This is a genomic window from Bradyrhizobium liaoningense, from assembly GCF_018130955.1.
Classification (GTDB): Bacteria; Pseudomonadota; Alphaproteobacteria; order Rhizobiales; family Xanthobacteraceae; genus Bradyrhizobium; species Bradyrhizobium liaoningense_C.
Genome location: NZ_JAFCJM010000022.1, coordinates 15,222 through 39,777, shown reverse-complemented (window position 1 = coordinate 39,777; position 24,556 = coordinate 15,222). Strand labels below are relative to the sequence as shown.

The 24,556-nt window shown below is 64.0% G+C and carries 22 protein-coding genes; 4 read left to right on the top strand and 18 right to left on the bottom strand.

The features are described 5' to 3' along the window. Positions 1-79: 79 nt before the first annotated feature. Positions 80-457, top strand: coding sequence for a response regulator transcription factor (locus JQ632_RS19665; protein ID WP_409363499.1), 378 nt, complete (start codon positions 80-82; stop codon positions 455-457). Between the two features lie 59 nt (positions 458-516). Here the strand turns inward: JQ632_RS19665 and JQ632_RS19660 are convergent, their stop codons facing one another. The 16 genes from JQ632_RS19660 to eno form a co-directional block, all read right to left on the bottom strand. Then, a complete protein-coding gene (locus JQ632_RS19660; RefSeq protein ID WP_212404224.1) occupies positions 517-1,488 on the bottom strand; it encodes a tripartite tricarboxylate transporter substrate binding protein BugD in 972 nt (323 codons plus the stop codon). A gap of 77 nt (positions 1,489-1,565) precedes the next feature. Then, a complete protein-coding gene (locus tag JQ632_RS19655) occupies positions 1,566-2,807 on the bottom strand; it encodes a threonine synthase (RefSeq protein ID WP_212404223.1) in 1,242 nt (413 codons plus the stop codon). 142 nt (positions 2,808-2,949) lie between these two features. Further along, a complete protein-coding gene (lpdA, locus tag JQ632_RS19650) occupies positions 2,950-4,371 on the bottom strand; it encodes a dihydrolipoyl dehydrogenase (RefSeq protein WP_212404222.1) in 1,422 nt (473 codons plus the stop codon). Positions 4,372-4,388: 17 nt separating this feature from the next. Further along, complete coding sequence (locus JQ632_RS19645) at positions 4,389-4,625, bottom strand: hypothetical protein (protein WP_212404221.1); 237 nt, start codon at positions 4,623-4,625, stop codon at positions 4,389-4,391. 22 nt (positions 4,626-4,647) lie between these two features. Further along, the gene (locus tag JQ632_RS19640; protein WP_212404220.1) at positions 4,648-5,988 is read right to left on the bottom strand and encodes a pyruvate dehydrogenase complex dihydrolipoamide acetyltransferase; all 1,341 of its coding nucleotides are present in this window, start codon (positions 5,986-5,988) and stop codon (positions 4,648-4,650) included. 43 nt (positions 5,989-6,031) lie between these two features. After that, complete coding sequence (locus JQ632_RS19635; RefSeq protein WP_212404219.1) at positions 6,032-6,337, bottom strand: DUF5076 domain-containing protein; 306 nt, start codon at positions 6,335-6,337, stop codon at positions 6,032-6,034. Between the two features lie 3 nt (positions 6,338-6,340). Then, the gene (locus tag JQ632_RS19630) at positions 6,341-7,741 is read right to left on the bottom strand and encodes a pyruvate dehydrogenase complex E1 component subunit beta (RefSeq protein WP_212404218.1); all 1,401 of its coding nucleotides are present in this window, start codon (positions 7,739-7,741) and stop codon (positions 6,341-6,343) included. Between the two features lie 29 nt (positions 7,742-7,770). Then, positions 7,771-8,778, bottom strand: coding sequence for a pyruvate dehydrogenase (acetyl-transferring) E1 component subunit alpha (gene pdhA / locus JQ632_RS19625; RefSeq protein WP_212404217.1), 1,008 nt, complete (start codon positions 8,776-8,778; stop codon positions 7,771-7,773). Between the two features lie 150 nt (positions 8,779-8,928). Next, complete coding sequence (locus tag JQ632_RS19620; protein ID WP_212404216.1) at positions 8,929-9,273, bottom strand: DUF779 domain-containing protein; 345 nt, start codon at positions 9,271-9,273, stop codon at positions 8,929-8,931. Positions 9,274-9,341: 68 nt separating this feature from the next. After that, positions 9,342-10,859, bottom strand: coding sequence for an aldehyde dehydrogenase (gene adh, locus JQ632_RS19615; RefSeq protein WP_212404215.1), 1,518 nt, complete (start codon positions 10,857-10,859; stop codon positions 9,342-9,344). Between the two features lie 280 nt (positions 10,860-11,139). Then, positions 11,140-12,102: a GAF domain-containing protein gene (locus JQ632_RS19610; RefSeq protein ID WP_212404214.1), complete on the bottom strand. Its 963-nt coding sequence runs from the start codon at positions 12,100-12,102 to the stop codon at positions 11,140-11,142. Positions 12,103-12,320: 218 nt separating this feature from the next. Beyond that, a complete protein-coding gene (locus JQ632_RS19605) occupies positions 12,321-12,638 on the bottom strand; it encodes a septum formation initiator family protein (RefSeq protein ID WP_212404213.1) in 318 nt (105 codons plus the stop codon). Positions 12,639-12,818: 180 nt separating this feature from the next. Continuing rightward, positions 12,819-13,370, bottom strand: a complete 552-nt coding sequence (locus tag JQ632_RS19600) for an NADPH-dependent FMN reductase (protein ID WP_212404212.1) — start codon at positions 13,368-13,370, stop codon at positions 12,819-12,821. Positions 13,371-13,547: 177 nt separating this feature from the next. Then, positions 13,548-14,543 (bottom strand): MBL fold metallo-hydrolase, encoded by a 996-nt coding sequence (locus JQ632_RS19595; protein WP_212404211.1) that lies wholly within the window; start codon positions 14,541-14,543, stop codon positions 13,548-13,550. 112 nt (positions 14,544-14,655) lie between these two features. Continuing rightward, positions 14,656-15,795, bottom strand: a complete 1,140-nt coding sequence (locus JQ632_RS19590; protein ID WP_212404210.1) for a zinc-binding dehydrogenase — start codon at positions 15,793-15,795, stop codon at positions 14,656-14,658. A 32-nt stretch (positions 15,796-15,827) separates the two neighbouring features. Then, positions 15,828-17,111: a phosphopyruvate hydratase gene (eno, locus tag JQ632_RS19585; RefSeq protein WP_212404209.1), complete on the bottom strand. Its 1,284-nt coding sequence runs from the start codon at positions 17,109-17,111 to the stop codon at positions 15,828-15,830. Between the two features lie 317 nt (positions 17,112-17,428). Here eno and JQ632_RS19580 point away from each other — a divergent pair, with 317 nt between their 5' ends. The 3 genes from JQ632_RS19580 to JQ632_RS19570 all read left to right on the top strand — a co-directional run bounded on the left by JQ632_RS19580 (position 17,429) and on the right by JQ632_RS19570 (position 20,030). Continuing rightward, entirely contained in the window at positions 17,429-18,406 is a 978-nt protein-coding gene (locus tag JQ632_RS19580; protein ID WP_212404208.1) for a lyase, read from the top strand. A 132-nt stretch (positions 18,407-18,538) separates the two neighbouring features. Then, on the top strand, positions 18,539-18,991 hold the full coding sequence (queF, locus tag JQ632_RS19575; protein WP_212404280.1) for a preQ(1) synthase: 453 nt from the start codon (positions 18,539-18,541) through the stop codon (positions 18,989-18,991). Positions 18,992-19,577: 586 nt separating this feature from the next. Further along, complete coding sequence (locus tag JQ632_RS19570) at positions 19,578-20,030, top strand: universal stress protein (protein ID WP_212404207.1); 453 nt, start codon at positions 19,578-19,580, stop codon at positions 20,028-20,030. Between the two features lie 293 nt (positions 20,031-20,323). Here JQ632_RS19570 and glsA read toward each other — a convergent pair whose 3' ends face one another. Together glsA and JQ632_RS19560 are read right to left on the bottom strand one after the other, a co-directional pair. After that, positions 20,324-22,189: a glutaminase A gene (glsA, locus tag JQ632_RS19565; protein ID WP_212404206.1), complete on the bottom strand. Its 1,866-nt coding sequence runs from the start codon at positions 22,187-22,189 to the stop codon at positions 20,324-20,326. 151 nt (positions 22,190-22,340) lie between these two features. Next, a complete protein-coding gene (locus JQ632_RS19560; RefSeq protein ID WP_212404205.1) occupies positions 22,341-24,434 on the bottom strand; it encodes a methyl-accepting chemotaxis protein in 2,094 nt (697 codons plus the stop codon). Between the last annotated feature and the right edge of the window lie 122 nt (positions 24,435-24,556).

Below are 24,556 nucleotides of genomic sequence, written 5' to 3'. Positions count from 1 at the left end.
CCGCCTCCACAGGCTCACTTTCCGGCCCGCCCCGGATTTCTCGCAGGCGCATCCGATGTCGGGAGCCTACGCCTTGTCGATGCCTTCGGTCATTTCCGTGATTGACGACGATCCCTACGTTCGGGCCGCGATGAAAAATATGCTCAAGTCGCGCGGATACGTCGCTCACACGTTTCCGTCCGCCGAGGAATTTCTGCATTCGGCCGAGCTGAACGACACGTCGTGCGTGATCACAGACGTGCAGATGCCGAAAATGAGCGGATTTGACTTGATGGCGGAGATGCGCGGCCGGGGCGCACTGACGCCATTCATCCTCATCACGGGCTTTCCCGATGAGGCCACCCACACCCGCGCGCTCAAGGCGGGAGCCTGCTTCCTGCCCAAGCCCTTTTCGACCTCGGCCCTGATCAAATGCCTCGAAACCGCGTTGGAGGATCGCGGAAAAGCGAGCGCATGACGCTGCGCAATGGAAAAGTCTGCGCTCTCGATCCCTTCTGACCGCGAGCAGCCTTCCTCTCAATCCACCTTGATGTTGGCGGCCTTGATGATCGGCCACCATTTTGCGATCTCGGCCTTCTGCTTGGCGCCGAGCGCCTCGGGCGTGAGCTGGCCCTGCGGCGGCATTTCGAGGCCGAGGTTTTCCATCTGCTTCTTCACGCCGGGATCGCCGAGCGCCTCGACGGCGGCGGCGTTGAGCTTTGCGACGATGTCCTTCGGCGTGCCCTTCGGCACCCACATGCCCGACCACAACGTCATGGTGAAGCCGTTGAGCCCGGCTTCCTGCGCGGTCGGAATGTCAGGCGCGGATGCCAGCCGCTTGTCGTCGCTGATGGCGTAGGCACGGATAGTGCCGGCGCGGACCTGGTTGATGGAGTTGGAGGTCTGGTCGACGATGACGTCGATCTGACCCGCGATGAGGTCATTGAGCGCCGGTCCGGTGCCGCGATACGGCACATATTGCAGCTTGATCCCGGTCGCGCTCTCGAAATAGACGCCGGCGATATGGCTGCCGGAGCCTGCGCCGGCCGTGCCCGCGGTCGCCGGCGAGGTGCGCGACTTGAGCCAGGCGATCAGCTCCGCAAGCGATTTCGCCGGCACCGCGTTCTTGCTGACCACGATCATGGGATTGCTCGGCAGCAGCACCACGGGCACGAGGTCGGCGACGAGATCGTAGTTGAGCTTGTAGACAGCGCCGTTCGCGACATGGGTGCCGAGATGGCCGAAGGAGATGGTGTAGCCGTCGGGCGGCGACTGCACGGCGCGCCCCACCCCGATCGAGCCGCCGGCGCCGGTGACGTTCTCGACCAGCAGCGCCTGCCCCAGCGTCACCTTCATCCGTTCGGCGAGGATGCGCGCCATCGCATCCGACGGACCGCCGGCCGAGAACGGCACGATGATGGTGATGGGACGCGAGGGAAAATTATCGGCGCGCGCCGCGCCGGTGAAAGCGAGAACGGCAAGCAAAGCAGCCCAAACGGCTTTTTTCATTTTGTCCTCCCGGCGTCGTCATTCTTATTGCCCTCTCCCCGCAACCGGGAAGAGGGATCGTTCGTGACGTATTGCCGCTAGAACTGCGCGTAATCGAGCGGCTTGTGCCGGTCGAGCGTGCGTGTGACCGGCGGCAGCGGATATTTGAGGCCGGTCGCGCAGTTGAACAGCATCACGCGATCGTTCTTTGTGACGCGGCCGTCGGCAAGGCTCTGCTTGTAGGCGGCGTAGGTGGCAGCGCCTTCCGGGCAGAGCAACAGCCCCTCCTCGCGCGCGACCTCGTTGAGTGCCGCCGAAATCTTGTCGTCGTCGACCGCGATCGCAAAACCCTTGCTCTCGCGCACCGCGCGCAGGATCAAAAAGTCGCCGATCGCCTGCGGCACGCGGATGCCGGACGCGATGGTGTGCGCGTCCTCCCAGCGCGTGGCATGCTCGGTGCCGGCGTCATAGGCCCGCACCATCGGCGCACAGCCGGACGCCTGCACCGCGACCATGCGCGGACGCTTCGCGCCGATGAAGCCGATCTTCTCCAGCTCGTCAAAAGCCTTCCACATGCCTATCAGGCCGGTGCCGCCGCCGGTCGGGTAGAAGATCACATCGGGCACGTCCCAGCCGAGCTGCTCGGCGAGCTCGAGGCCCATCGTCTTCTTGCCCTCGATGCGGTACGGCTCTTTCAGAGTCGAGGTGTCGAACCAGCCGACTTTTGCTTTGCCCTCGCCGACGATCTTGCCGCAATCGTCGATATAGCCGTTGACGCGATAGACGGTCGCGCCCTGCAGCTCGATCTCGCTGACATTCACTTCGGGCGTGTCGGCCGGACAGAAGATCGTGGTCTTGATGCCGCAGGAGGTCGCGTAAGCCGCGAGCGCCGCACCGGCATTGCCGTTGGTCGGCATCGCCATGTGCGTGATGCCGAGCGCCTTGCCCATCGACACCGCCATGACGAGACCGCGCGCCTTGAACGAGCCGGTCGGCAGGCGTCCTTCGTCCTTCACGATGATCTCGCCGCCGCCGAGCTTTTGCGACAGTTTTGGCAGACGGATCAGCGGCGTGGTGACCTCGCCGAGCGAGACGATATCCTTGCATTTGCGCACCGGCAGCAGCTCGCGATAGCGCCACATGTCGGCGGGGCGCTCCTTGAGTGCGTCCTTGGTCAGCGCCTTCTTCACCCTCGTGAGGTCGTAGCGGACCAGCAGCGGCTTGCCGGCCTTGGAGAGGTTGTGGACCTGGTCGGCCGTGTAATGGTCGCCCTCCATCGCGCATTCGAGATGCGTGACGAAGGTCGGGCGTTCGATGGTGAGGTTGTCGTTGTCGTGCACGGGGTGATTTCCTTCTTATTTTGCAAACGGCTCTCTCAGCCCGTCATTGCGAACGAAGCGAAGCAATCCAGAATCTTTCCGGAGAGGCAGTCTGGATTGCTTCGCTTCGCTCGCAATGACGGCGGCGGGCGGCGGGCGCCCGTTAGATATTCAGCACCCGCCCATAGGCATCCAGCACGGCTTCCTTCATCATCTCCGACAGCGTCGGATGTGGGAAGACCGTGTGCATCAACTCTTCTTCGGTGGTCTCCAGATTCATCGCAACGACGTAGCCCTGGATCAGCTCGGTGACTTCAGCGCCGATCATGTGCGCACCGAGGAGCTGGCCGGTCTTCTTGTCGAAGATCACCTTGACGAGGCCCTGGTCCTCGCCGAGCGCGATCGCCTTGCCGTTCCCGACGAAGGGGAAACGGCCGACGCGGATCTCGCGGCCGTTCTCTTTCGCCTTGGCTTCCGTAAGACCAACCGAGGCGACCTGCGGATGGCAATAGGTGCAGCCCGGGATCATGTTCTTGTCCATGGGATGCGAATGCAGGCCCTTGATCGCCTCGACGCAGATCACGCCCTCATGCTCGGCCTTGTGCGCGAGCATGGGGGGACCGGCGACGTCACCGATGGCGTAGATGCCGGGCACGTTGGTCTTGCAGAGGCCGTCGATCACGACACAGCCGCGGTCGGTTTTGACGCCGAGCTTTTCGAGGCCGAGATTCTCGATATTGCCGACCACGCCGACTGCAGAGATCACGCGCTCGAACTCGGTCGTGACGGGCTTGCCCTTGCCGTCGTCGATGGTGGCAACGACGCTGTCGGTCTTCTTGTCGAGTTTTGTCACCTTGGTCGAGGACATGATCTTGATGCCCATCTTCTCGAAGCGTTTCCGCGCAAGCGTAGCGATCTCGGCATCCTCGACGGGCAAAATTTGCGGCAGCACCTCGACCACGGTGACGTCGCTTCCCATGGTGTGGAAGAACGACGCGAACTCGATGCCGATGGCGCCGGAGCCGACCACCAACAGCGACTTCGGAATCCGGTCCGGCACCATGGCCTCAAAATAGGTCCAGACCAGCTTCTTGTCGGGCTCGAGCCCCGGCAGCACGCGCGGCCGCGCGCCGGTCGCGATGATGATGTGCTTGGCCTGATAGGTCCCCTCGCCCAGCGTGCCCTTCGGCGCCTCGACGTCGGACTTCTTCACGGTGACCTTGCCGGGGGCGTCGATCGAGGCGGTACCCCAGATCACCGAAACCTTGTTCTTCTTCATCAGGAAGCCGACACCGTCGTTGAGGCGCTTGGAGACGCCGCGCGAACGCTGCACCACGGCCTTCGGATCGAACGAGATCTTTTCCGCCGACAGGCCATAGTCCTTGGCGTGCTGCATGTAGTGGTAGATCTCGGCCGAGCGCAGCAGCGCCTTGGTCGGGATACACCCCCAGTTCAGGCAGATGCCGCCGAGATACGATTTTTCGATGATCGCGACCTTGAAGCCGAGCTGGGCGGCGCGGATCGCGGTGACGTAACCGCCGGGGCCGGAGCCGATGATGATGATGTCGAAGGACGTGTCGGCCATGGCGGCTCCCATTCAACTCAAATCGTAGCGCCGCGGGCGCGGCGCTTCTGGATAAATAGTCTCACCAACCACTCCAGCGCGATGACACCGGCGATGATCGCAAACCCGGTGAAGACGATCGGCTGGACGATGTTTCGCGTCAGTTGCTCGCGGGCAAAGAACGCATCGCGGATGAGTTCGTAACCGACAGGACTGACCAGCAGCGCGGCTGCGAGCAGCAGGGATATCCAGGGAACGCGTGTCCGGACATGCACCTTGGTGCCCTCAGCCCGCGCCTCAGACCATCATCATGACGGGGTTTTCGATGAGCTGCTTGAACGCGCCGATCAGCTCAGCGCCGAGCGCGCCGTCGATGGCGCGATGATCGCAGGACAGCGTCACACTCATCATCTGCGCGATCTCGATCTTGCCGCCGCGCACGACCGGGCGCTCCTCGCTGGTGCCGACCGCCAGAATCGTTGCATGCGGCGGGTTGATCACGGCGGTGAAGTCCTTGATGCCGAACATGCCGAGGTTGGAGACGGCCGTGGTGCCGCCCTGATACTCCTCGGGCTTCAGCTTGCGGGAACGGGCGCGAGTCGCAAAATCCTTCATCTCGTTGGAGATGGTGGACAGCGTCTTGGTCTCCGCTTTCCGGATAATCGGCGTGATCAGGCCGCCGGGCATTGCGACGGCAACGCCGACGTCCGAATGGTGGTGCTTGACCATGCCGCTTTCGGTCCAGCTCACATTGCAGTTCGGGATCTTCTGGAGCGCGACCGCCATCGCCTTGATGACGAAGTCGTTGACCGAGATCTTGTAGAGCGGCTTCTTCTCCTTGTCCTTGGGAGCAGCCGCATTGATCTCCTCGCGCGCGACCAGGAGCTTGCCGATGTCGCAGTCGATGGTGAGATAGAAATGCGGGACGTTCTGGATCGAGGCGGTGAGCCGCTGCGCGATGGTCCGGCGCATGCCGTCATGCGGGATGATGTCGTAGGAGCCGGGCTCGAACAGCGACAGGATCTGCTTGTCCGACATGGTCGGCGCGATCGAGGGCGCACCTGATGGCGCCGCGGCCGGCGCCTTCAGGCCCTTGCCGGCCTTCGCCTGCTCGACGTCGCGGGCCACCACACGGCCGTGCGGGCCGGTGCCGGTGACCATGGAAATCTGGATGCCGGCGTCCTTGGCGAGCCGGCGCGCCAGCGGCGAGGAGAACACGCGGCCACCCTGCCCGTTGGTTTGTGCTGCGGGAGCAGCGGCGGGCACTGGTGCAGCGGCAGGAGCCGGTGCGGCCTTCGGCGCGGGTGCAGCAGGCGCAGCCGCCGGCGCCTCGACCGCCTTGGGTGGCGCGGCGGATGCGCTGGGCTTCGCAGCACCGGCGGCCTTCACGTCCTCACCCTCGCCCGCGAGCACAGCGATCACGTCGTTGACCGGCACGTCCTGCGTGCCTTCGGGCACCAGGATCTTTGCGATCGTGCCTTCGTCGATCGCCTCGACCTCCATGGTGGCCTTGTCGGTCTCGATCTCAGCGATGACGTCGCCGGATTTGACCTTGTCGCCTTCCTTCTTCAGCCACTTGGCGAGGTTGCCCTTCTCCATGGTCGGCGAGAGAGCGGGCATCAGGATGTTGATGGGCATGCTGACCTCACGAAAAACTTTTCAAAGCGTTGATTGCCACGCGTCAGTGACCCTTCTGTCCGCGCGGTGTGGTGGTGCCGAGATCGGTCGGCCGTTGGATTTCCGCCTCGAACATTTCGAGGATTCGGCCAAGGGCCTCTTCCTCGGTGTATTCGCTCTCGCGCGCATAGGCGCGCGCGGCGTGGCGGGCGAGGTCGACCAAGAGCAAGCCCCACATGTCGGGCTCTTCGAAAGCCCGCTGGAACGCCATAGACAGTCCGCCGTCGAGCACGAACACGCGCAGGATCTCGATCGCATCCTCGCGGGCCATCACGTCGGGCGGCAGTGGCTGCTCCTTGGGCCCTGCCATGATCTACCTGTAGCAGACGGCTTTGGCGGCCTCGACCACTTCGGCCGCCGACGGCAGCGCGAGCTTTTCCAGGTTCGCGGCATAGGGCATCGGCACGTCCTTGCCCGACACGCGCGCGACCGGTGCATCGAGATAGTCGAAGGCGTGCTCCATGATGCGCGCGGCGATCTCGGCGCCGACGCCGCTCTGCGCCCAGCCCTCCTCGACCGTGACGGCGCGGCCGGTCTTCTTGACGGAGTTGATGATGGTCTCGGTGTCCATCGGCCGCAGCGTGCGCAGGTCGATGACCTCGGCCTCGATGCCGTCCTTGGCGAGCTCGTCGGCGGCCTTCAGCGCATAGGTCATGCCGTTCGACCAGGAGATGATCGAGACATGGGAGCCCGCGCGCGCAATGCGCGCCTTGCCGATCGGGATCACGTAGTCGTCGAGCTTCGGCACTTCGCCCGTATGGCCGTAGAGCACCTCGTTCTCGAGGAAGATCACCGGATTGGGATCGCGGATCGCGGCCTTGAGCAGGCCCTTGTAGTCGGCGGCCGAGAACGGCGCGATGACCTTGAGACCCGGGATATTCGAATACCAGGACGCGTAGTCCTGGCTGTGTTGCGCGGCGACGCGGGCTGCAGCACCATTCGGTCCGCGGAATACGATCGAGCAGCCCATCTGACCGCCCGACATGTAGAGCGTCTTGGCGGCCGAATTGATGATCTGGTCGATCGCCTGCATGGCGAAGTTGAAGGTCATGAACTCGACGATCGGCTTCAAGCCGGTCATGGCCGCGCCGACGCCGACGCCGGCAAAGCCGTGCTCGGTGATCGGCGTGTCGATGACACGCTTGGGCCCGAACTCCTGGAGCAGGCCTTGCGTGACCTTGTAGGCACCCTGGTATTCGGCGACCTCTTCGCCCATGACGAAGACGTCGGCGTCGCGGCGCATCTCTTCGGCCATCGCATCGCGCAGCGCTTCGCGGATCGTCTGCGTCACCATCGCGGTGCCGGCGGGCACTTCGGGATCGGGCTCGGCAACGGCCTGAGGTGCAGCCGCAGCCTTCGGAGCCGAGATCATCGGCTTGCCTTCGCCGACCGGCGAGCGAGACTCGGCGACTTCCTGCGCGACAGCAGGCGCGGGCGCGGCTGGCGCCTTGGCGAGATCGGCGGCCGTCTCGCCATCGGCAAGAATGGTCGCGATCGGCGTGTTGACGGCAACGTCGGCGGTGCCTTCGGGGATCAGGATCTTGCCGAGCGTGCCCTCATCGGTCGCCTCGACCTCCATCGTCGCCTTGTCGGTCTCGATCTCGGCGATGACATCGCCCGACTTGATCGTCTCGCCCTCTTTCTTCAGCCACTTGGCGAGGTTGCCCTTTTCCATCGTGGGCGACAACGCGGGCATCAGCACTTGAATTGGCATATCGACTCCAAAAGAAAGCTTGCGCGCGATTAGCGGTAGACGTCGGTCCAGAGCTCGGACGCATCCGGCTCGGGATCATGCTGGGCGAAGTCGGCGGAGGCATTCACGATGTCGCGCACCTCGGCGTCGATCGCCTTGAGGTCGGCCTCGCTCACCTTGGCCGCCAGCAGGCGATTGCGCACCTGCTCAATCGGGTCCTGGTCATGGCGAACCTTCTCGACCTCCTCGCGCGTTCGGTATTTTGCGGGGTCGGACATCGAGTGGCCGCGGTAGCGATAGGTTTGCATCTCCAGGATGAAGGGGCCCTTGCCGGCACGGCACCATGCGACCGCCTCGTCGCCCGCGGCCTTCACCGCGCGGACGTCCATGCCGTCGACCTGCTTGCCGGGAATATTGAAGGACGCGCCGCGCTTGGAGAAATCCTGCTGCGCGGAGGCGCGCGACACCGCCGTGCCCATGGCGTAGCGATTGTTCTCGATGACGTAGATCACCGGCAGTTTCCAGAGCTCCGCCATGTTGAAGCTCTCATAGACCTGGCCCTGGTTCGCAGCACCGTCGCCGAAATAGGCGACGCTGACATTGTCGTTGCCGCGATAATGGTTGGCGAAGGCAAGCCCGGTACCGAGCGAGACCTGGGCGCCGACGATGCCGTGACCGCCGTAAAACTGCTTCTCCATGCTGAACATGTGCATGGAGCCGCCCTTGCCCTTGGAGTAGCCGCCACGGCGGCCGGTGAGCTCGGCCATCACGCCATTGGCATCCATGCCGCAGGCGAGCATGTGGCCGTGGTCGCGGTAGCCGGTGATGACCTGATCGCCCTGTTTCAGCGCCATCTGCATACCAACTACCACGGCCTCCTGGCCGATATAGAGGTGGCAGAAGCCGCCGATCGCACCCATGCCGTAGAGTTGGCCCGCCTTCTCCTCGAAACGGCGGATCAGGAGCATGTCCCGAAGCGCCTTGAGTTCCTGTTCTTTGGTGAATTCCGGAGGGGAGCTGCCGTTGGTCTTGTCAGCGGCTTTTTTGGGTGAGGCCATGGGAATTCCGGGTCGGAGAAAACTAGGCCCTCTCTAACCCAACTCAAACGCCTGTGAAAGCACCGCAGCGCCGGCACGCGACATTCATTATGCCGCAGTGCAGCGTGCCCGAAATTTTGCAAAATCTTTTGTGCCGATCCAGCAACAATTCTAATCGTCGCCGCCGCGCGAACAGATTCGTGACCGCGTCAAGAACCTCCGCTCCCGTCCATTGTCCAAGGAGAACATGCCGCCGCGTCCCGGAACGACGTCGATGATCAGGTCGGTATGCTTCCAGGCCTCGAATTGCGCCCCGCTGATATAGACCGGCATGCCGCCGATATGACCGAGCAGCACGTCGTGCTCGCCGATGATGAACTCGTCGGCCGGATAGCACATCGGCGAGGAGCCGTCGCAACAGCCGCCGGACTGGTGAAACAGGACGGGGCCGTGATCAGCACAGATTTCAGCCAGGAGCTTCAGAGCTGCGTCCGTCGCGCTGACCTTGTCGTGCATGAGCCGTGCCCCGCCAGTCCAGGGCGGCGCAATGGGAGAAGATTCTTGCGCCGCCCTGATTGCACCGATCAGAAGAAGCCGAGCTTCTTCGGGCTGTAGCTGACCAGCAGGTTCTTGGTCTGCTGGTAGTGATCGAGCATCATCTTGTGGGTCTCGCGCCCGATGCCCGACTGCTTGTAGCCGCCGAACGCCGCATGCGCGGGATAGGCGTGGTAGCAGTTGGTCCAAACGCGGCCCGCCTGGATGGCGCGACCGAAGCGGTAGCAGCGGTTGGCATCGCGGCTCCAGACCCCGGCGCCGAGGCCGTAAAGCGTATCGTTGGCGATCGACAGCGCTTCGTCATCGGTCTTGAAGGTCGTGACCGAGACGACCGGGCCAAAGATCTCCTCCTGGAAGATCCGCATCTTGTTGTGGCCGTGGAACACGGTCGGCTGGACGTAGAAGCCGCTGGCGAGATCGCCCGACAGGTTGGCGCGGTTACCGCCGGCCAGGACCTTGGCACCTTCTTGCTTGCCGATGTCGATATAGGAAAGAATTTTCTCCAACTGCTCGCTGGATGCCTGTGCGCCGATCATGGTGGCGGCATCACGCGGGTCGCCCTGCACGATGGCGGCCACGCGCTTCAGCGCCCGCTCCATGAAGCGGTCATAGATGGCTTCGTGGACCAGCGCCCGGCTCGGGCAGGTGCAGACCTCGCCCTGGTTCAGCGCGAACATGACGAAGCCCTCGATCGCCTTGTCGAAGAAATCGTCATCCTCGGCGGTGACGTCCTTGAAGAAGATGTTTGGCGACTTGCCGCCGAGCTCGAGGGTAACAGGGATCAGGTTCTGGCTGGCATATTGCATGATCAGCCGGCCCGTCGTGGTCTCGCCGGTGAACGCAATCTTGGCGATCCGCTTGCTGGAGGCGAGCGGCTTGCCGGCTTCGAGGCCAAAGCCGTTCACGACGTTGAGGACGCCGGGCGGCAGGAGGTCGCCGACGATCTCGGCCCAGACCATGATCGAGGCCGGGGTCTGCTCGGCCGGCTTCAGCACGACGCAATTGCCGGCGGCGATCGCGGGCGCAAGCTTCCAGCAGGCCATCAGCAGCGGGAAGTTCCAGGGGATGATCTGACCGACCACACCGAGCGGCTCGTGGAAATGATAGGCGACGGTGTCGTCATCGATCTCGCCGATGGTGCCTTCCTGCCCGCGCACGACGCCGGCGAAGTAGCGGAAATGGTCGATGGCGAGCGGCAAATCGGCAGCGCGGGTCTCGCGGATCGGCTTGCCGTTGTCCCAGGTTTCGGCGATCGCGAGCCGCTCCAGATTCGCCTCCATGCGGTCGGCGATCTTGTTGAGGATGACCGAGCGCTCCGCCGCGCTGGTGCGTCCCCAGGCGTGCTTGGCGGCATGCGCCGCGTCGAGCGCCGCCTCGATGTCCTGCTCATCGGAGCGGGCGATCTGACACACGACCTTGCCGGTCACCGGCGAGGTGTTGTCAAAGTACTTGCCGGCTTTCGGCGCGACGAATTTGCCGCCGATGAAATTGTCATAGCGCTCGGCAAAGGGATTCTTGCTGACGTTAAGGAACTCGACCTTGTTCATGTTCACTCCCGGTTGTTGCTGTGTGAGCAATTCGTCGCGGGCGTTTCGCCTCCGTGCGACTTGCCGGGACGATCTCGCGGAAGACGTTTTTTGTCAGCCCGGGCGGGAGCGACGGTGCGGCGGACCTGTCGCAGAACTGCGACAGGTGATGGGACAACGAGCACTTGTCCTCACCCAGAGGAGCCGTCTCGCCCGCTGTCGCGAAGAATGGCTGCGCGCGGCCCGGTGGCGGCCTCCTCATCTCGAGGGGCAGACGTGTGAGTGGAAGGAAGGCGGACGCTCAGTGCGCGCGCAGCTCGAACCGCTTGAGCTTGCGATGGAGCGTGGCGCGGCTGACGCCGAGCGCCTTGGCGGCCGCCGAAACGTTGCCGCCCGCGCGCAACAGCGCCCGCTGCAACACGGCGCGCTGACCGCCGGCAAGGTGGTCGCACGCCGTATCGTCGCCGAACAGGTCGGCTGCGGGCACCGGTTGCCACGGGCGGCCGGGCACGATCCCCAGTCCGACCCGGGCGGATCTGGTCGCACCTATCACGAGATCGTCGGCATCGACGGCCACGAGGCCGCCGCCCTGCCCCTCCGCCGACGGTGTCAGCACGATGCGGGCATTGGCAAAGGCGCGGCGGAACAGGTCGGCCTCGATGCGCCGCGCGGCTTCGCCCGCGGCCAGTGCAATCAAATTCGAGAATGCGTCGGTGCGATCGGCGCGGCAGGAGGAGACGTCGAGCACGCCCGCCAGTGCCGCCTCGTGGTCGTAGATCGGCACGGCGGTGCAGCTCAAAAGCGTGTTGCGGGTGAAGAAGTGCTGGTCGCGGTCGATGGTGAGCGGCCGTTGCTCGACCAGGCAGGTGCCGATGCCGTTCGTGCCTTCGTGCTCTTCGCTCCACAGCGCGCCCGTCCACAGGCCCCAGGACTGGAACGTCGCGTCATCGGCCGGCGTGCCGCGACGATCGACCGGAATGCCCTCGCCGTCGGCGAGCAGCACGCAGCAGCCGGCGGCGCCGACCGCCTGGTAGAGCCGGTCCATCGCACCTTGCGCGGCTGCAAGCAGCGGCGCGATGCGCTCGCGCGCGTAAAACAGCTCGGCTTCGGTGAGCCGGGTCGGCATCCGGCGGCCGGAGGGATCAAGATGATGCAAACGGGAGGAACGGCACCACGAGGCCACAAGCGCGGAACGTGCCGCCTGGCCTGACGCAATGGCGGCCTCAACGCGAGCCGCGTGATGCTGGAGCGTTTGCCCATTCATCACTGTTTCCTCCGAAAGGCAGTTTAGTTCATGCCGGCGCCGTCAGGTTGATCTGCGTCAACTCCGGATGACGGCGCCTATCAAGCCATGAGCCCTGCGCGCGGCCGCCGTCAAGACGCCTGGCGCCGCCGCCGGTACCGACCTTCGGCATAGACGGAACAACCGCCGCCGTGCTCGCCGTGCGGCTTTCGAATTCGGTTTCGGAGGGCGCGAAAGCGTTAGTTCTGGTTGATGATCCGGACCAGATCGTGCGGGTTGACATATTGGAGCTGGTAGCGCGCCCGCTCGTCCAGCATGTCGGGGTCGATCTTGTCCGCGCGCAGCAGCGACACCCGCCGCTCGCCCTCGGCCCGCTCCTGCTTCAGCCGTGCGAGTTCCGAGGTCAGGGCGATGATCTCCTGATCGAGCTCCTGCCGGGCGTTCAGGCCGTATTTGCCGGTATAGGCGTTGATGCCGAAATAGCCGACGATCGCCGCCGCCATCGTGTAGAGGGCAAGACCGGTCAGGATAGATTTGAGGCGGGCACGGGTGACCATGCCTGCCAAGATCGAACAGGTCGGTTAACGGAGTGCTAACTCTAGACGCCCGTATCTCCGTCCGTCATGCCCGGCCTTGTGCCGGGCATCCACGTTCTTCGTCACCACGACAAGAAAGACGTGGATGGCCGGGACAGGCCCGGCCATGACGACGACTTAGACAAGGGCAAGCGGGAACGATCAGCCCTGGTTCTTCGCCACATGCGCGGCGAAGGCGTCGATGTACTGCTGGAGCACGGTCTTCAGCGCGTCCTTGGTCAGATTGCCGGCCGCATCAAAAGCGTCGCCGACGCCGTTCAGGTAGATCTCCGGCTGCTGCAGGATCGGGCCTGCAATGCCCGGCAGGATATTCTGGAGATGCTTGGCCGCGCTGACGCCGCCGAGCGGTCCCGGCGAGTTGGAGACGATGCCGACCGGCTTGCCGAGGAACGAGCTCTTGCCATAGGGGCGCGAGGCGACGTCGATGGCGTTCTTGAGCACGCCGGGAATCGAGCGGTTGTATTCGGGGGTGATGAACAGCACGCCGTTCGACTTCTGAAGCTTTTCGCGGAACGCCAGCCAGTCGGCGGGCGGTGCACCCTCGAGGTCCTGGTTGAAGAACGAGATGCCCGCAGGCGTGATGACCTCGAGCGAGAGCGAGCTCGGCGCGAGTTTTGCGAAGGCATTGGCGATCTTCAGCGAAAAGCTTTCCTTGCGCAGGCTGCCAGCGATCGTGACGATATTGTAGGCCATGGATGTCCTCAGGCTTCAGCGGGAGTGCCGGAGCGGCACTTAAGCCATCCGGCTCGATGGATGCAAGTGCATGGACCGACACGTTTTGGAAACGCAGCGTTTGCGAAAACAACCCTCACCAAAACAATCAGGCCGCCAAGTGGCGGCCTGATGCTTGTCTGGCGGTCGCTCTTTCGCTCAGAGAGTCGGATTCCACAACGAGGGGATCAGGCGATATTTGGCGCCGTCCTTCTCGACATGGCCGACCGAGGGGAAGGTGAAGTGGAAGCCGACCACAGTCGCCTTCTCGGCGGCCGCCATGTCGTAGAATTTGTGGCGGGTCGCCTGCGCCATCGCGGGATCGTTGTCGAACACCACGTGCCAGTCCGGATTGCGCAGGAAGAATTCCGGAATGTTGGTCACATCAGACTGGATCAGGACCTTGGCATCGCCCGATGCAACCGCAAAGGACGTGTGGCCGGGCGTATGGCCGGGAGTGGCGATCGAGGTGATGCCGGGCGCGACTTCCTTGCCCCATTCGTACTTCGTCACCTTGGACTCGAGACCGGCAAAGGTCTTCTTCACGTTGGCGAAGTAGTTCTTCATCATGTCGTTCGGGGCCTTGGCCGCGTTCTCCTCGCTGGCCCAAAACTCCCAATCCTTCACGGGCACCATGATCTCGGCATTCGGGAAGGCCAGGCCTCCATCGGCGAGACGGATGCCGTTGGTGTGGTCGGGATGCAGATGCGAGAGCAGGACGATGTCGATGGCCTTGGGATCGACGCCCGCCGCCGCCAGGTTCTGCAGCGTGCGGCCGACCGCGCCCTTGCTCGCTTCGAAATTCGCCGCACCATTGCCGCTGTCGATCAGGACGAGCTTGCTGCCGGTGTTGATGAGCTGCGGATTGAACGGCACGGTGACCATGCCTTTCGGCATATAGGCGGCGTCGCCGGCGGCGAGCGCCTCTTCCTTCGGCACGTTGGTGACGAACTTGTCGGGCATCGGGAAGGTTCGCGCGCCGTCATTGATCGAGGTGCACTCAATGGAGCCCACCTTGTAGCGATAGAAGCCCGGCGCCTGGGTGCCGCTTTGCGGCACTGCGGCATTGGCCTCCGCCATTCCCAACCGCGAGATCGCGGCCGCGCCGAGCGCGGCGGCGCCCGCGAGCATGTGACGGCGATTCAGTTCGATCATGGGCTTGTCCCCTTCTTAAGCGTAGCGGTTTTTCCGCATTCAATTGCGGCGCGAATGTTCTTCCGCTTCGCTCAGAAGGCAAGCCCTCTTTTGGATCATGCCCCGCCGGACATCACGAAGATTTATTTGGGTTGATGAGGAATTTTTCACCGGTCGCGCGTTTGCCGTACACGGCGATGTTGGCGAGGTCGAGCGTCTCCGGCAGCGACACCACGCGGGTGTAGTGGCTGGCGAAGGTGGTCTTGAGCTCCGAGGCGACGCGCTGGCGCAGCCTGCCGATCTCGGCGGGACCGATCTTCTGGAGGAACGGCGTGAGCAACCAGCCGCCGACGCCCCAGGTCAGGCCGAAGGAGCGGCTCAACTCGGTCGGACGGGTGTCGAGGGCACCGTAGATGTAGACCTGCTTGTACACGTTGGAGCCGTAGCGGCTGTACTCCGTGGCGGTCTTGTTGGCCGCGGTCTCCATTGCCGTGAGGATCTGGCTTGCAAGCTTGCCGCCGCCGATGGCGTCGAAGGCGATGGTGGCGCCGGTCTCCACCAGCGCATTGGTCAGATCGTCCATGAAGCTGGCCGCGGTGGAATCGACGACGTATTTGGCGCCGATCTTGTGCAGGATGTCGGCCTGCTCCTTGCTCCTGACGATGTTGACCAGGCCAATGCCGTCCTTGATGCAGATCTTGTTGAGCATCTGGCCGAGATTGGAGGCGGCCGCCGTGTGCACGAGCGCCTTGTGGCCTTCGCGGCGCATGGTCTCGGTCATGCCGAGTGCGGTCAGCGGATTGACGAACCACGAGGCGCCATCGGCCGCGGTGGTGCCGGGCGGCAGCTCCATCACGTCGCGGACTTTGAGGACGCGATACTGCGTGTACATCGCGCCGCCGATCATCGACACCGTCTTGCCCATCAGCGCCTTTGCAGCATCCGACGAGCCGGTCTTGATGACCGTGCCCGCGCCTTCATTGCCGACAGGCAGCGACTGATCGAGCCGCGCCGCCATCATCCGCATGGCAGCCTCCGGCATTTTCGCGGTAATCACGGGTTGATCCTTGGTGCCGGACACCTGCGCGGCCGACATGTCGGCGGGGCCGATCAAAAGCCCAAGGTCCGACGGATTGATCGGCGTCGCCTCGACGCGAACCACGACCTCGTCGTCGGCCGGCTCGGGAGTCGGCACGTCGACCAGGGACAATTCCAGTTCGCCGCTCTTCTTGAGCAGCGAACGCAGTTGCAGTCCGCTCTTGCCGTCGCTCATGTAGATCCTCCCTGCTGTTTGTCTTGTCGTTGTTACGCCAGCGCCTTCAGCGCCGACTTGCCGGCATAGAGCGCCTGCTTGCCGAGCTGCTGCTCGATGCGCAGGAGCTGATTGTATTTGGCGGTGCGATCGGATCGCGCAAGGGAGCCGGTCTTGATCTGACCGCAATTGGTGGCGACCGCGAGGTCGGCGATGGTGGAGTCCTCGGTCTCGCCGGAGCGGTGCGACATGACAGAGGTATAGCCGGCCTTGTGCGCCATCTCGACGGCCGCGAGCGTCTCGGTCAACGAGCCGATCTGGTTGACCTTGATCAGGATCGAGTTGGCGCGCCCCGCCTTGATGCCTTCCGACAGCCGCTTGACGTTGGTGACGAAGAGATCGTCGCCGACGAGCTGGCATTTCTTGCCGATGAGATCGGTCAATTCCTTCCAGCCGTCCATGTCGTCTTCCGACATGCCGTCCTCGATGGTGACGATCGGATAGCGCGCGACGAGGTCGGCGAGATATTTTGCCTGCTCCGAGATCGAGCGCGTCTTGCCCTCGCCTTCGTAAACGTACTTGCCGTCCTTGAAGAACTCGGTCGAGGCGCAGTCGAGGCCGAGCATGACGTCGCCGCCTGCCTTGTAGCCGGCCTTGCCGATCGCGTTCACGACGAAATCGAGGGCTGCGTCCGCCGACGGCAGGTTCGGCGCAAAGCCGCCCTCGTCGCCGACATTGGTGTTGTGGCCGGCCTTCTTCAGCTCGGACTTCAGCGTGTGGAAGATCTCCGCCCCGCAGCGCAGGCCTTCGGCAAAGCTCTTCGCGCCGATCGGCAGGATCATGAACTCCTGAAAATCGATCGGATTGTCGGCGTGCACGCCGCCATTGATGATGTTCATCATCGGCACCGGCAGCACGCGCGCCGAGGTGCCGCCGACATAGCGATAGAGCGGCATGTCGAGCGACAGCGCGGCCGCCTTGGCGCAGGCCAGCGACACGCCGAGGATGGCGTTGGCGCCGAGACGGCTCTTGTTCGGCGTGCCGTCGAGGTCGATCATGATCTGGTCGATCTGGACCTGGTGCTCGGCATGGAGGCCGCTGAGCGCCTCAAAAATCTCGCCATTGACGGCGCCAACCGCCTTCTGGACGCCCTTGCCGACATAGCGGGCTTTGTCACCGTCGCGCAGTTCCACCGCCTCATGGGCGCCGGTGGAGGCGCCGGATGGCACCGCGGCACGGCCGAGCGAGCCGTCCTCCAGCACGACGTCGACCTCGACGGTGGGATTGCCACGGCTGTCCAGGATTTCGCGGCCGATGATGTCGACAATGGCGGTCATATTGGCTTCCGTTCGTTAGAGACAGGTCTTGAGAGGCAGGTCTTGTGAAGTCGTGTGAAGGCAGGTCGTTTCGCCGCGGGTCTTACACGGAGCGCAAGCAAATGTGAACGCTTAGCCTGCGCCCTTCGCCCGACGGGTGAAGAGGTCAGGACTAGAGCCTTTTTTCCGTTCCGATCGGATCGAAACGGGGCTCTAGATTCTTGTTCTGACGCGTTTTCTTTGCGCGAACCGGTATCCACTTCGCTCGAAAACGCTCTAAGCTTTCATCCGGTTGATCTGCGTCTCGAACCGCAATCTGAAACAGTCGGGGTAACGCAATGAATCGCCGCCAGTTTCTCGCCTCCAGCGCCGCCCTCCTCGCCGTCCGCCCAGGCTTTGCCCAGGAAGGGCCGTTCCGGACAAGATATTACCCGATCAGCGCCGGCATCGGCCTGCACGACCTGACGCCCGCCCCCGACGGCGCGGTCTGGTTCACCGCGCAGGGCAAGGGCATGCTGGGGAGGCTCGACCCCAAGGACGGCTCATTCAGGACGGTCAGCCTCGGCCAGGGCGCGGCTCCCCACGGCGTGACGATCGGGCCGGATGGTGCGCCCTGGATCACCGAGGGCGGCCAGAACGCGATTGCGCGGGTCGACCCTGATAACCTCAAGGTCGCGCTGTTCCGCCTGCCCGAAAAATTCGCCGCCGCCAACCTCAACACAGGGGTGTTCGATAAGGCTGGCACCTACTGGTTCACGGGCCAGTCCGGCTATTACGGGCGGCTCGAGCCGAAGTCCGGCACCATGGACGTGTTCAAGGCGCCGAAGGGCGTCGGGCCCTACGGCATCACCGTCACGCCCAAGGGCGACATCTGGTACGCCTCGCTCGCCGGCAGCTATATCGGCAAGATTGATCTTGCGACCGGCAATGCCACTGTCGTCCAGCCGCCGACGCCCAACCAGGGCGCGCGGCGTGTGTGGTCGGATTCCAAAGGCCGGATCTGGGTCTCTGAGTGGAACAGCGGGCAGGTGTCGGTGCACGACCCCGCCGACGGCTCCTGGAAAAGCTGGAAGCTGCCGGGCGAACGTCCCCGCACCTACGCCGTCTTCGTCGATGACAAGGACAAGGTCTGGCTGACGGATTTTTCAGCCAACGCGATCGTGCGCTTCGACCCAGTGACGGAAAAATTCACGAGCTTCCCGAGCGACCGCGCCAACGCCAACGTCCGCCAACTCGACGGCCGATCCGGCGAGCTCTGGGGCTGCGAGTCCGGCAACGACCGGATTGTCCTGATCCAGACGACCGCCTCGGGTTGACGGCGACCCTCGCTTGCGTCCATGTCGCAGCCAAGAGCGCGATCCTATCGCGCTCTATTTTTTAGATTGAGCATGATCTCTCGGAAAACCGGCGTCCACTTTTCCGGATCATGCTCCAAAGGACGCAAGATGATGGCGAAAAAGTCTCTCCAGCTCGGCCGCGCGGTGGAATGGCCGCACACGCCGGAACAAGCCCAGCTCGACCGCGTACCCAATCCGCAGAGGGGTACCGACTATCTGGTGCGCTTCACCGTGCCGGAATTCACCTCGCTCTGCCCGGTCACGGGCCAGCCGGATTTCGCGCATCTGATGATCGACTACGCGCCCGGCCAATGGCTGCTGGAGTCGAAGTCGCTAAAACTCTACATCGCAAGCTTTCGCAATCACGGCGCCTTCCATGAGGACTGCACCGTGATGATCGGCAAGCGCATCGCCTCCGAGATCAAACCGAAATTCTTGCGCATCGGCGGCTACTGGTATCCGCGCGGCGGCATCCCGATCGACGTGTTCTGGCAAACCGGCCGCGTGCCGAAGGGCCTATGGGTGCCGGACCAGGGCGTCGCGCCCTATCGCGGGCGGGGCTGAGTTCGTCCGTCAGACGAGGACCAGGGCCAGCAGCCCCGAGCAGAGCAACGCGACCCCTGCCAGCGCCACGGCAAGAAAGCCGAAAGAGGTGAATTCTTCACGCATGGGAACACTCCCGGCCGCGCTCACCAGGCACCAACCATCATGAGCGTGGCGATACTGGCGGCGGAGAAACACAGAATGACGATTGGTGCGGCAAGACTCTCATGGAACCACATGTCACTTCTCCCTCAATGGGATTTGGGAGGAGAGTAAGCCGCCTGTGCTTTGATGCGATGTCGTCGCGCTCGGAAAATGGCTTCGTCCAGAGCACTGGTGCTTCGCCGGAACACGAACGACGAAACGACTTCACGGCATCGCGAGCGCAAATGGTTCCGACTGCACCAGATTGTCGCAGCCAGGTGGGCAGGGTCAGCCCACGCTGTCTCGCCCGGCGCATCTGGACAGGCTTACGAGGACTCCGTCGGCGCTGCTTTTCCACTCCCTTCAGTGCATTGCATAGCGCCCAGACAATCGGATCGAGGCATAGTACAACGCAACGATCGCAATTTTAGCGAGAGCGCCCAACGAGCACGGGAGATCGCGAATGTACGCCCATATTCTCTTGAGCACGGATGGATCGGATATCGCGAGAAAAGGCATCAAGCATGGGATTGCATTAGCAAAGGCCCTGAACGCTGAGGTGACGGTGATCGCCGTTACGGAACCGCTGTTGATCGACTATGGAGGCGGACACGACTCGGGCTGGATTCCCACGCAGCAAGAAGTTGATAGCTTCGACGCTGCCTGCAAGGAACGTGCGGGCAAGGTGCTCGATGAAGTTCGATCAATGGCAGAGCAGATAGGGATATCTGCAGAACTTTTGCACGTTCCGAATAAGCGCCCAGCGGATGCGATAATCGAAACCGCGAACTCCCGAGGCTGCGACTTGATCGTCATGGGCTCTCATGGGCGCCGGGGCTTCAGGAAACTACTCTTGGGCAGTCAAACATCCGAGGTTCTTGCGGACGGAAGCGTCCCGGTTCTTGTAGTTCACTAACCGGATGTCCGCTCCTTCAGGAAGAGCCAATTCTCAAAACAAAGGCCCGTTACAGCCTGCACTGCGACGGGCCTGTCTTCTTGGGCGCACCTGCTAAAGCGCGTACGCCGGCGCGCCCTGCTCAGGCAATCGCGATCGGACCGCTGCTTCCCGTGGCGCCCCGGCGTGAAACTGCAGACGAACTGGTGCTTCTTGTCGGCGATGAGTTCGTCGAAGATCAGGTTCTCGTGATTGGGGCCCATGGCATCGCGCGTCAGGAGGCCCTCGCCGTCCGCGCAGCGGCCTGAGGCGTCCTAATACGCGCTGAGCAGATCGACCTTGGCATTGGCGGCGACCAGCCGGCGCGCCAAAATGGCGGCGAGGTTGCGCATGATCTTCAGCGACGTCTCAGGGTGCAGTCGGCGGTAGTCGGCAAAACTGTCGAGCGGCAATTCGAGGCAGGTCACGGGCGTGTCGGCAAAGACGTCGGCACTGCGGCTTTGCTCCAAAATCGCCATCTCGCCAAATTCCATGCCGGGACCGAGCGAGGCCAGTCGCACGCCGCTCGGCAGTTTCACGCTCACCATGCCGCTTTGCAGGAAGAACAGCGAACTGGCGGGCTCGCCGGCGCCAATGATGCGCTGACCCGGCTCATAGCGGCGCGTGGTCGAGAGCTTGACGATGGCAGCGATCTCGTCCTCGCCGAGCTCCGCCAACAGCGCCTGCTCGTGCAGATGCGAACTCTCCTTCACGTCGGTAAAGCCGCCATGCCGGTAGATCACCTGATCCTCGGCCCATTCGATGGCGTCGTCGAGCAGAGTGAAGCAGCGCAGCCGACGCGCATCGGCCGTGCGCTCGGAAATTGCTTGCCAGAGCGTGGAGCTGCGCTCGACGCCCGAAACGATCGTGGTGACACCGCCATCGCCGAGGGCGGTCAAGGTCTCGCCGAACAGCTCGGCGCCGGCGGCGGTGATGTCGGGGACGCGGCGGAAGTCGATGATGAGGAGCGGCGCGTTCGGCGGCTCGCCGGTGAGTTTTCGCGTGACGTAGTCGATGGTGCCGAAATTCATCGCACCGACCAGCTCGAGCACGCGGATGTCGCTGTGCCGCTCGTCCAAAATCTGCTGCTCGTGCGGCTGGCGGCTGCGGCGCGAGGAGATGCCGTAGATGTCATAATCGGCCATGATGCTGGTGCGGACGTCGGCATTGCGGTTGAGCATGTGCAGGTCGAACCGCGCCGACAGCGCCTCGCAGACCTTCAGGCCGCGCACGCTGTTGAAGTGGTCGTCGAGCAGCGGCGAGAAGGTGCCGAGCCCCATCTGCGAGGGCAGCGCCGCGACGATGCCGCCGCCGACGCCGCTCTTGGCGGGGATGCCGACGCGGTAGGTCCACTCGCCGGCATAGTCGTACATGCCCGAGCTGGTCATCACGGATAGCGTGCGGGCAACGATATGCGGGGTGATCACCTGCACGCCCGTCACCGGATTGATGCCGCGGTTGGCGAGCGTTGCCGCCATCACGGCGAGATCGCGTGCGGTCACGAGGATCGCGCATTGCCGGAAATAGACGTCGAGCACAGCATCGACGTCGTCAGGCAGCACCGCATAGTTTCGCAGCAGCCACGCAATCGCGCGGTTGCGGTTGCCGGTCGCGGTCTCCGAGGCATGCACGGCATCGTCGACGCCGAGCTCACGGCCGGCGAACTGGCTGAGTTTTGCGCGGATGCGCTCGAAGGCCCCCTTCCCCTCCACCTCATAGATCAGCCCCGAGCAGGCGATGGCGCCGGCATTGACCATGGGATTGAAGGGACGGTTGTCGTTCGTCAGCCGGATCGAATTAAATGCCTCGCCGCTCGGCTCGACGCCGATGGTCGCCGACACCCGCGCCTCGCCAACCATTTCGAGCGCGAGCGCAAACACGAAGGCTTTTGAGACCGACTGGATCGTGAAAGGCACGGCGCTGTCGCCGACCTCATAGATGTGCCCGTCGATGGTGACGAGGCTGATGCCGAAATGGGCGGGATCGGCGCGCTTCAGCTCGGGAATGTAGTCGGCTACCGCGCCCGAATTGTCCGACCTGAACTGCTCGTAGCAATCGCTGAGGAAGCGCCGCAGCGGTGGCCTGGTAGGATAGCCGGTCGTCCCGGGCGGGCTGGCCGTACTGGTCGAACGAACATCCACGATCTCACACCTCTGCTTTTGCCCAAAACGCAAGCAATCGGCGTGCCATGTATACGGAACGTGGATGTCACGATGGCGCGAAACGACCAAGCCCGCCGCAGCCGGATGCTGCAGCGGGCCCCTATTCCAGGCACCCTGTTGCGGAGGCCCATTACGCCACCGCCCGCACCTTGCGGATGAAGTTGTCGACTTCGTTCGTGAGCGCGGTTGACTGACTCGACAGATGGCCGGCGGCCTTCAGCACGCCGGCGGCCGCGCGGCCGGTCTCGTTCGCGGCCGACGAGACGCTGGCGATGTTGCGCGTCACGGTCGAGGTCGCCTCCGCCGTGTGCTGCACGGTGCTGGCGATCTCGGCGGTGGCCTTGTTCTGCTCTTCCACGGCCGAGGCGATGACGCGGTTGATGCTCGAGACCTCCTCGATGGTCTTGACGATGCCGTCGATCGCGGAGACCGCCTTCTGCGTCGCTTCCTGGATCTGGGTGATCTGCGCGCTGATCTCTTCGGTCGCTTTCGCCGTCTGCGAGGCCAGGTTCTTCACCTCGCTCGCGACAACCGCAAAACCCTTGCCGGATTCGCCGGCGCGCGCGGCTTCGATGGTCGCGTTCAGCGCCAGAAGATTGGTCTGGCCCGCGATCGAGGTGATGAGCCCGATCACTTCGCCGATGCGGTCCGCGCCGTCGGCGAGCGCGCGTACGGTGGTGTCGGTCTCCTTCACGGTATCGACCGCCTGTTCGGTGGCACGCGTTGCCTGCTCGACCTGGCGGTTGATCTCGCGGATGGAGGCGTTGAGCTCCTCGGCCGCAGCCGCCACGGTCTGCACGCCGCCGCCGACCTGGTCGGCGAGATTTGAGGCCGAGCCCGCCTGATCCTGCGCTTCGGTCGCGGTGCCCGACATCGAGCGCGCGGTGGTCTCGAGCTCGTTGGAGGCCTCCGACAGCGTCTGCACCATCTGGCCGATGCGACTTTCGAACTGCCGGACGAGGCCGGCGAGCTCGGCCGCCCGCGCCTCCTTGGCGGCGCGTTCGGCGGCCTGGTCGCCCGACAGGCGCTCGGCGTTGATCATGGCTTCCTTGAACACCTGCAAGGCGGACGCCATGCGGCCGATCTCGTCGTTGCGCTCGAGGCTCGGCACGTCGCTTGCGAAATCATGGGCGGCAAAGCGGGTCATCACGCCGGTGATGGCGGTCAACGGGCGCGTCACGCGGTTGCGCATCAAGAGCAGGCCACCCATCGTCAAGGCGAGCGAGGCCGGCAACAGAAGGCCGAACAGGATCAGGCTGAGCCGGGCGCGCGAAGCACCGTCTTCCGCGCGCGCGATCATGTTGGCGAGTGCGGACTTGGTGACGGTGACGATCTTGTCGGCGCCGACGAGTTGCCGATCGCGGTAGTCCAGACCGGCAACGCCCGCGGGTTCGCTTTTCAGGAGACGCGTTGCGATCGCATTGCGCTCTTCGTTCAAGGCACCCGAGACGGCCGGCTCGGCGTCGCGAATGGCCTGCTCCAGCGCAGCGTCGGCGACGTTGGCGCTGAGGTCGCGGACGATCTTCCAGGACTGCTGGAGACGGCCGCGCAGGTCGGCGAACTCGATGCCCTCGGGCGGACCCCAGCTCTTCCCCGCCAGGATTGCGCTGAATTGCATGAGGATAGTCTGGCCCTGCGAGGCGCGGACCTGCCAGGCGGATTGCTTCACCATCACCAGGCGATCGAAGACCGGATCGATCAGCGTCATGCCATTGTCGACAAGCGCGGTGACGTCGCCGATGGCCTCCATATAGGCATCGCTCGTCTTCGCCCAGGCGGGTGTCAGGCTGGCCTCGCGTGCGGCCTTCTCCTGACGCAGTCCGGCCGCGGTGCGCGGCCGCAGCTCCTCCAACTGCGCCCAGGTGCCGCGCAGCTTGTCCAAGCGCTGGGCGAGCCCTGGCAGCTCGACCGCGCCGAGACTCTGCAAAGCCTCATTGTAGTTCTTCGTCGCAGTGGCGCGGTTCTCGGCGATCGAGGCCAGCACCTTGTCCGTCGCAGGCGGCGCGGCCGACAGATGGCTGAGCGTGTCGCCGCGCTCGAGGCGGAACACCACCACCGCGTTGGTCAGGTCGCGGCTCGCGACCGCCAGCGACACGATGCGGTTGCTGTCCGAATAGTGCCCGACCGCCAGCTTCAGGGCGTAGGCGCAGATGACGACGAGCACGATACCGAGGGAGCCGACCACAGCCCCGAGGATCCGGGCGACCGAACGCTGCTTTTGCATCAAATGATCCAACAGAATGGCGCCGCACCGCCTGCGGCTGAGCCGGCACTCTGGGATCGAAAGGTGAGATTTGATTTAAAATCGAGGGGAATTGGCGACCGTTGAAATGCGGAGACTACGGA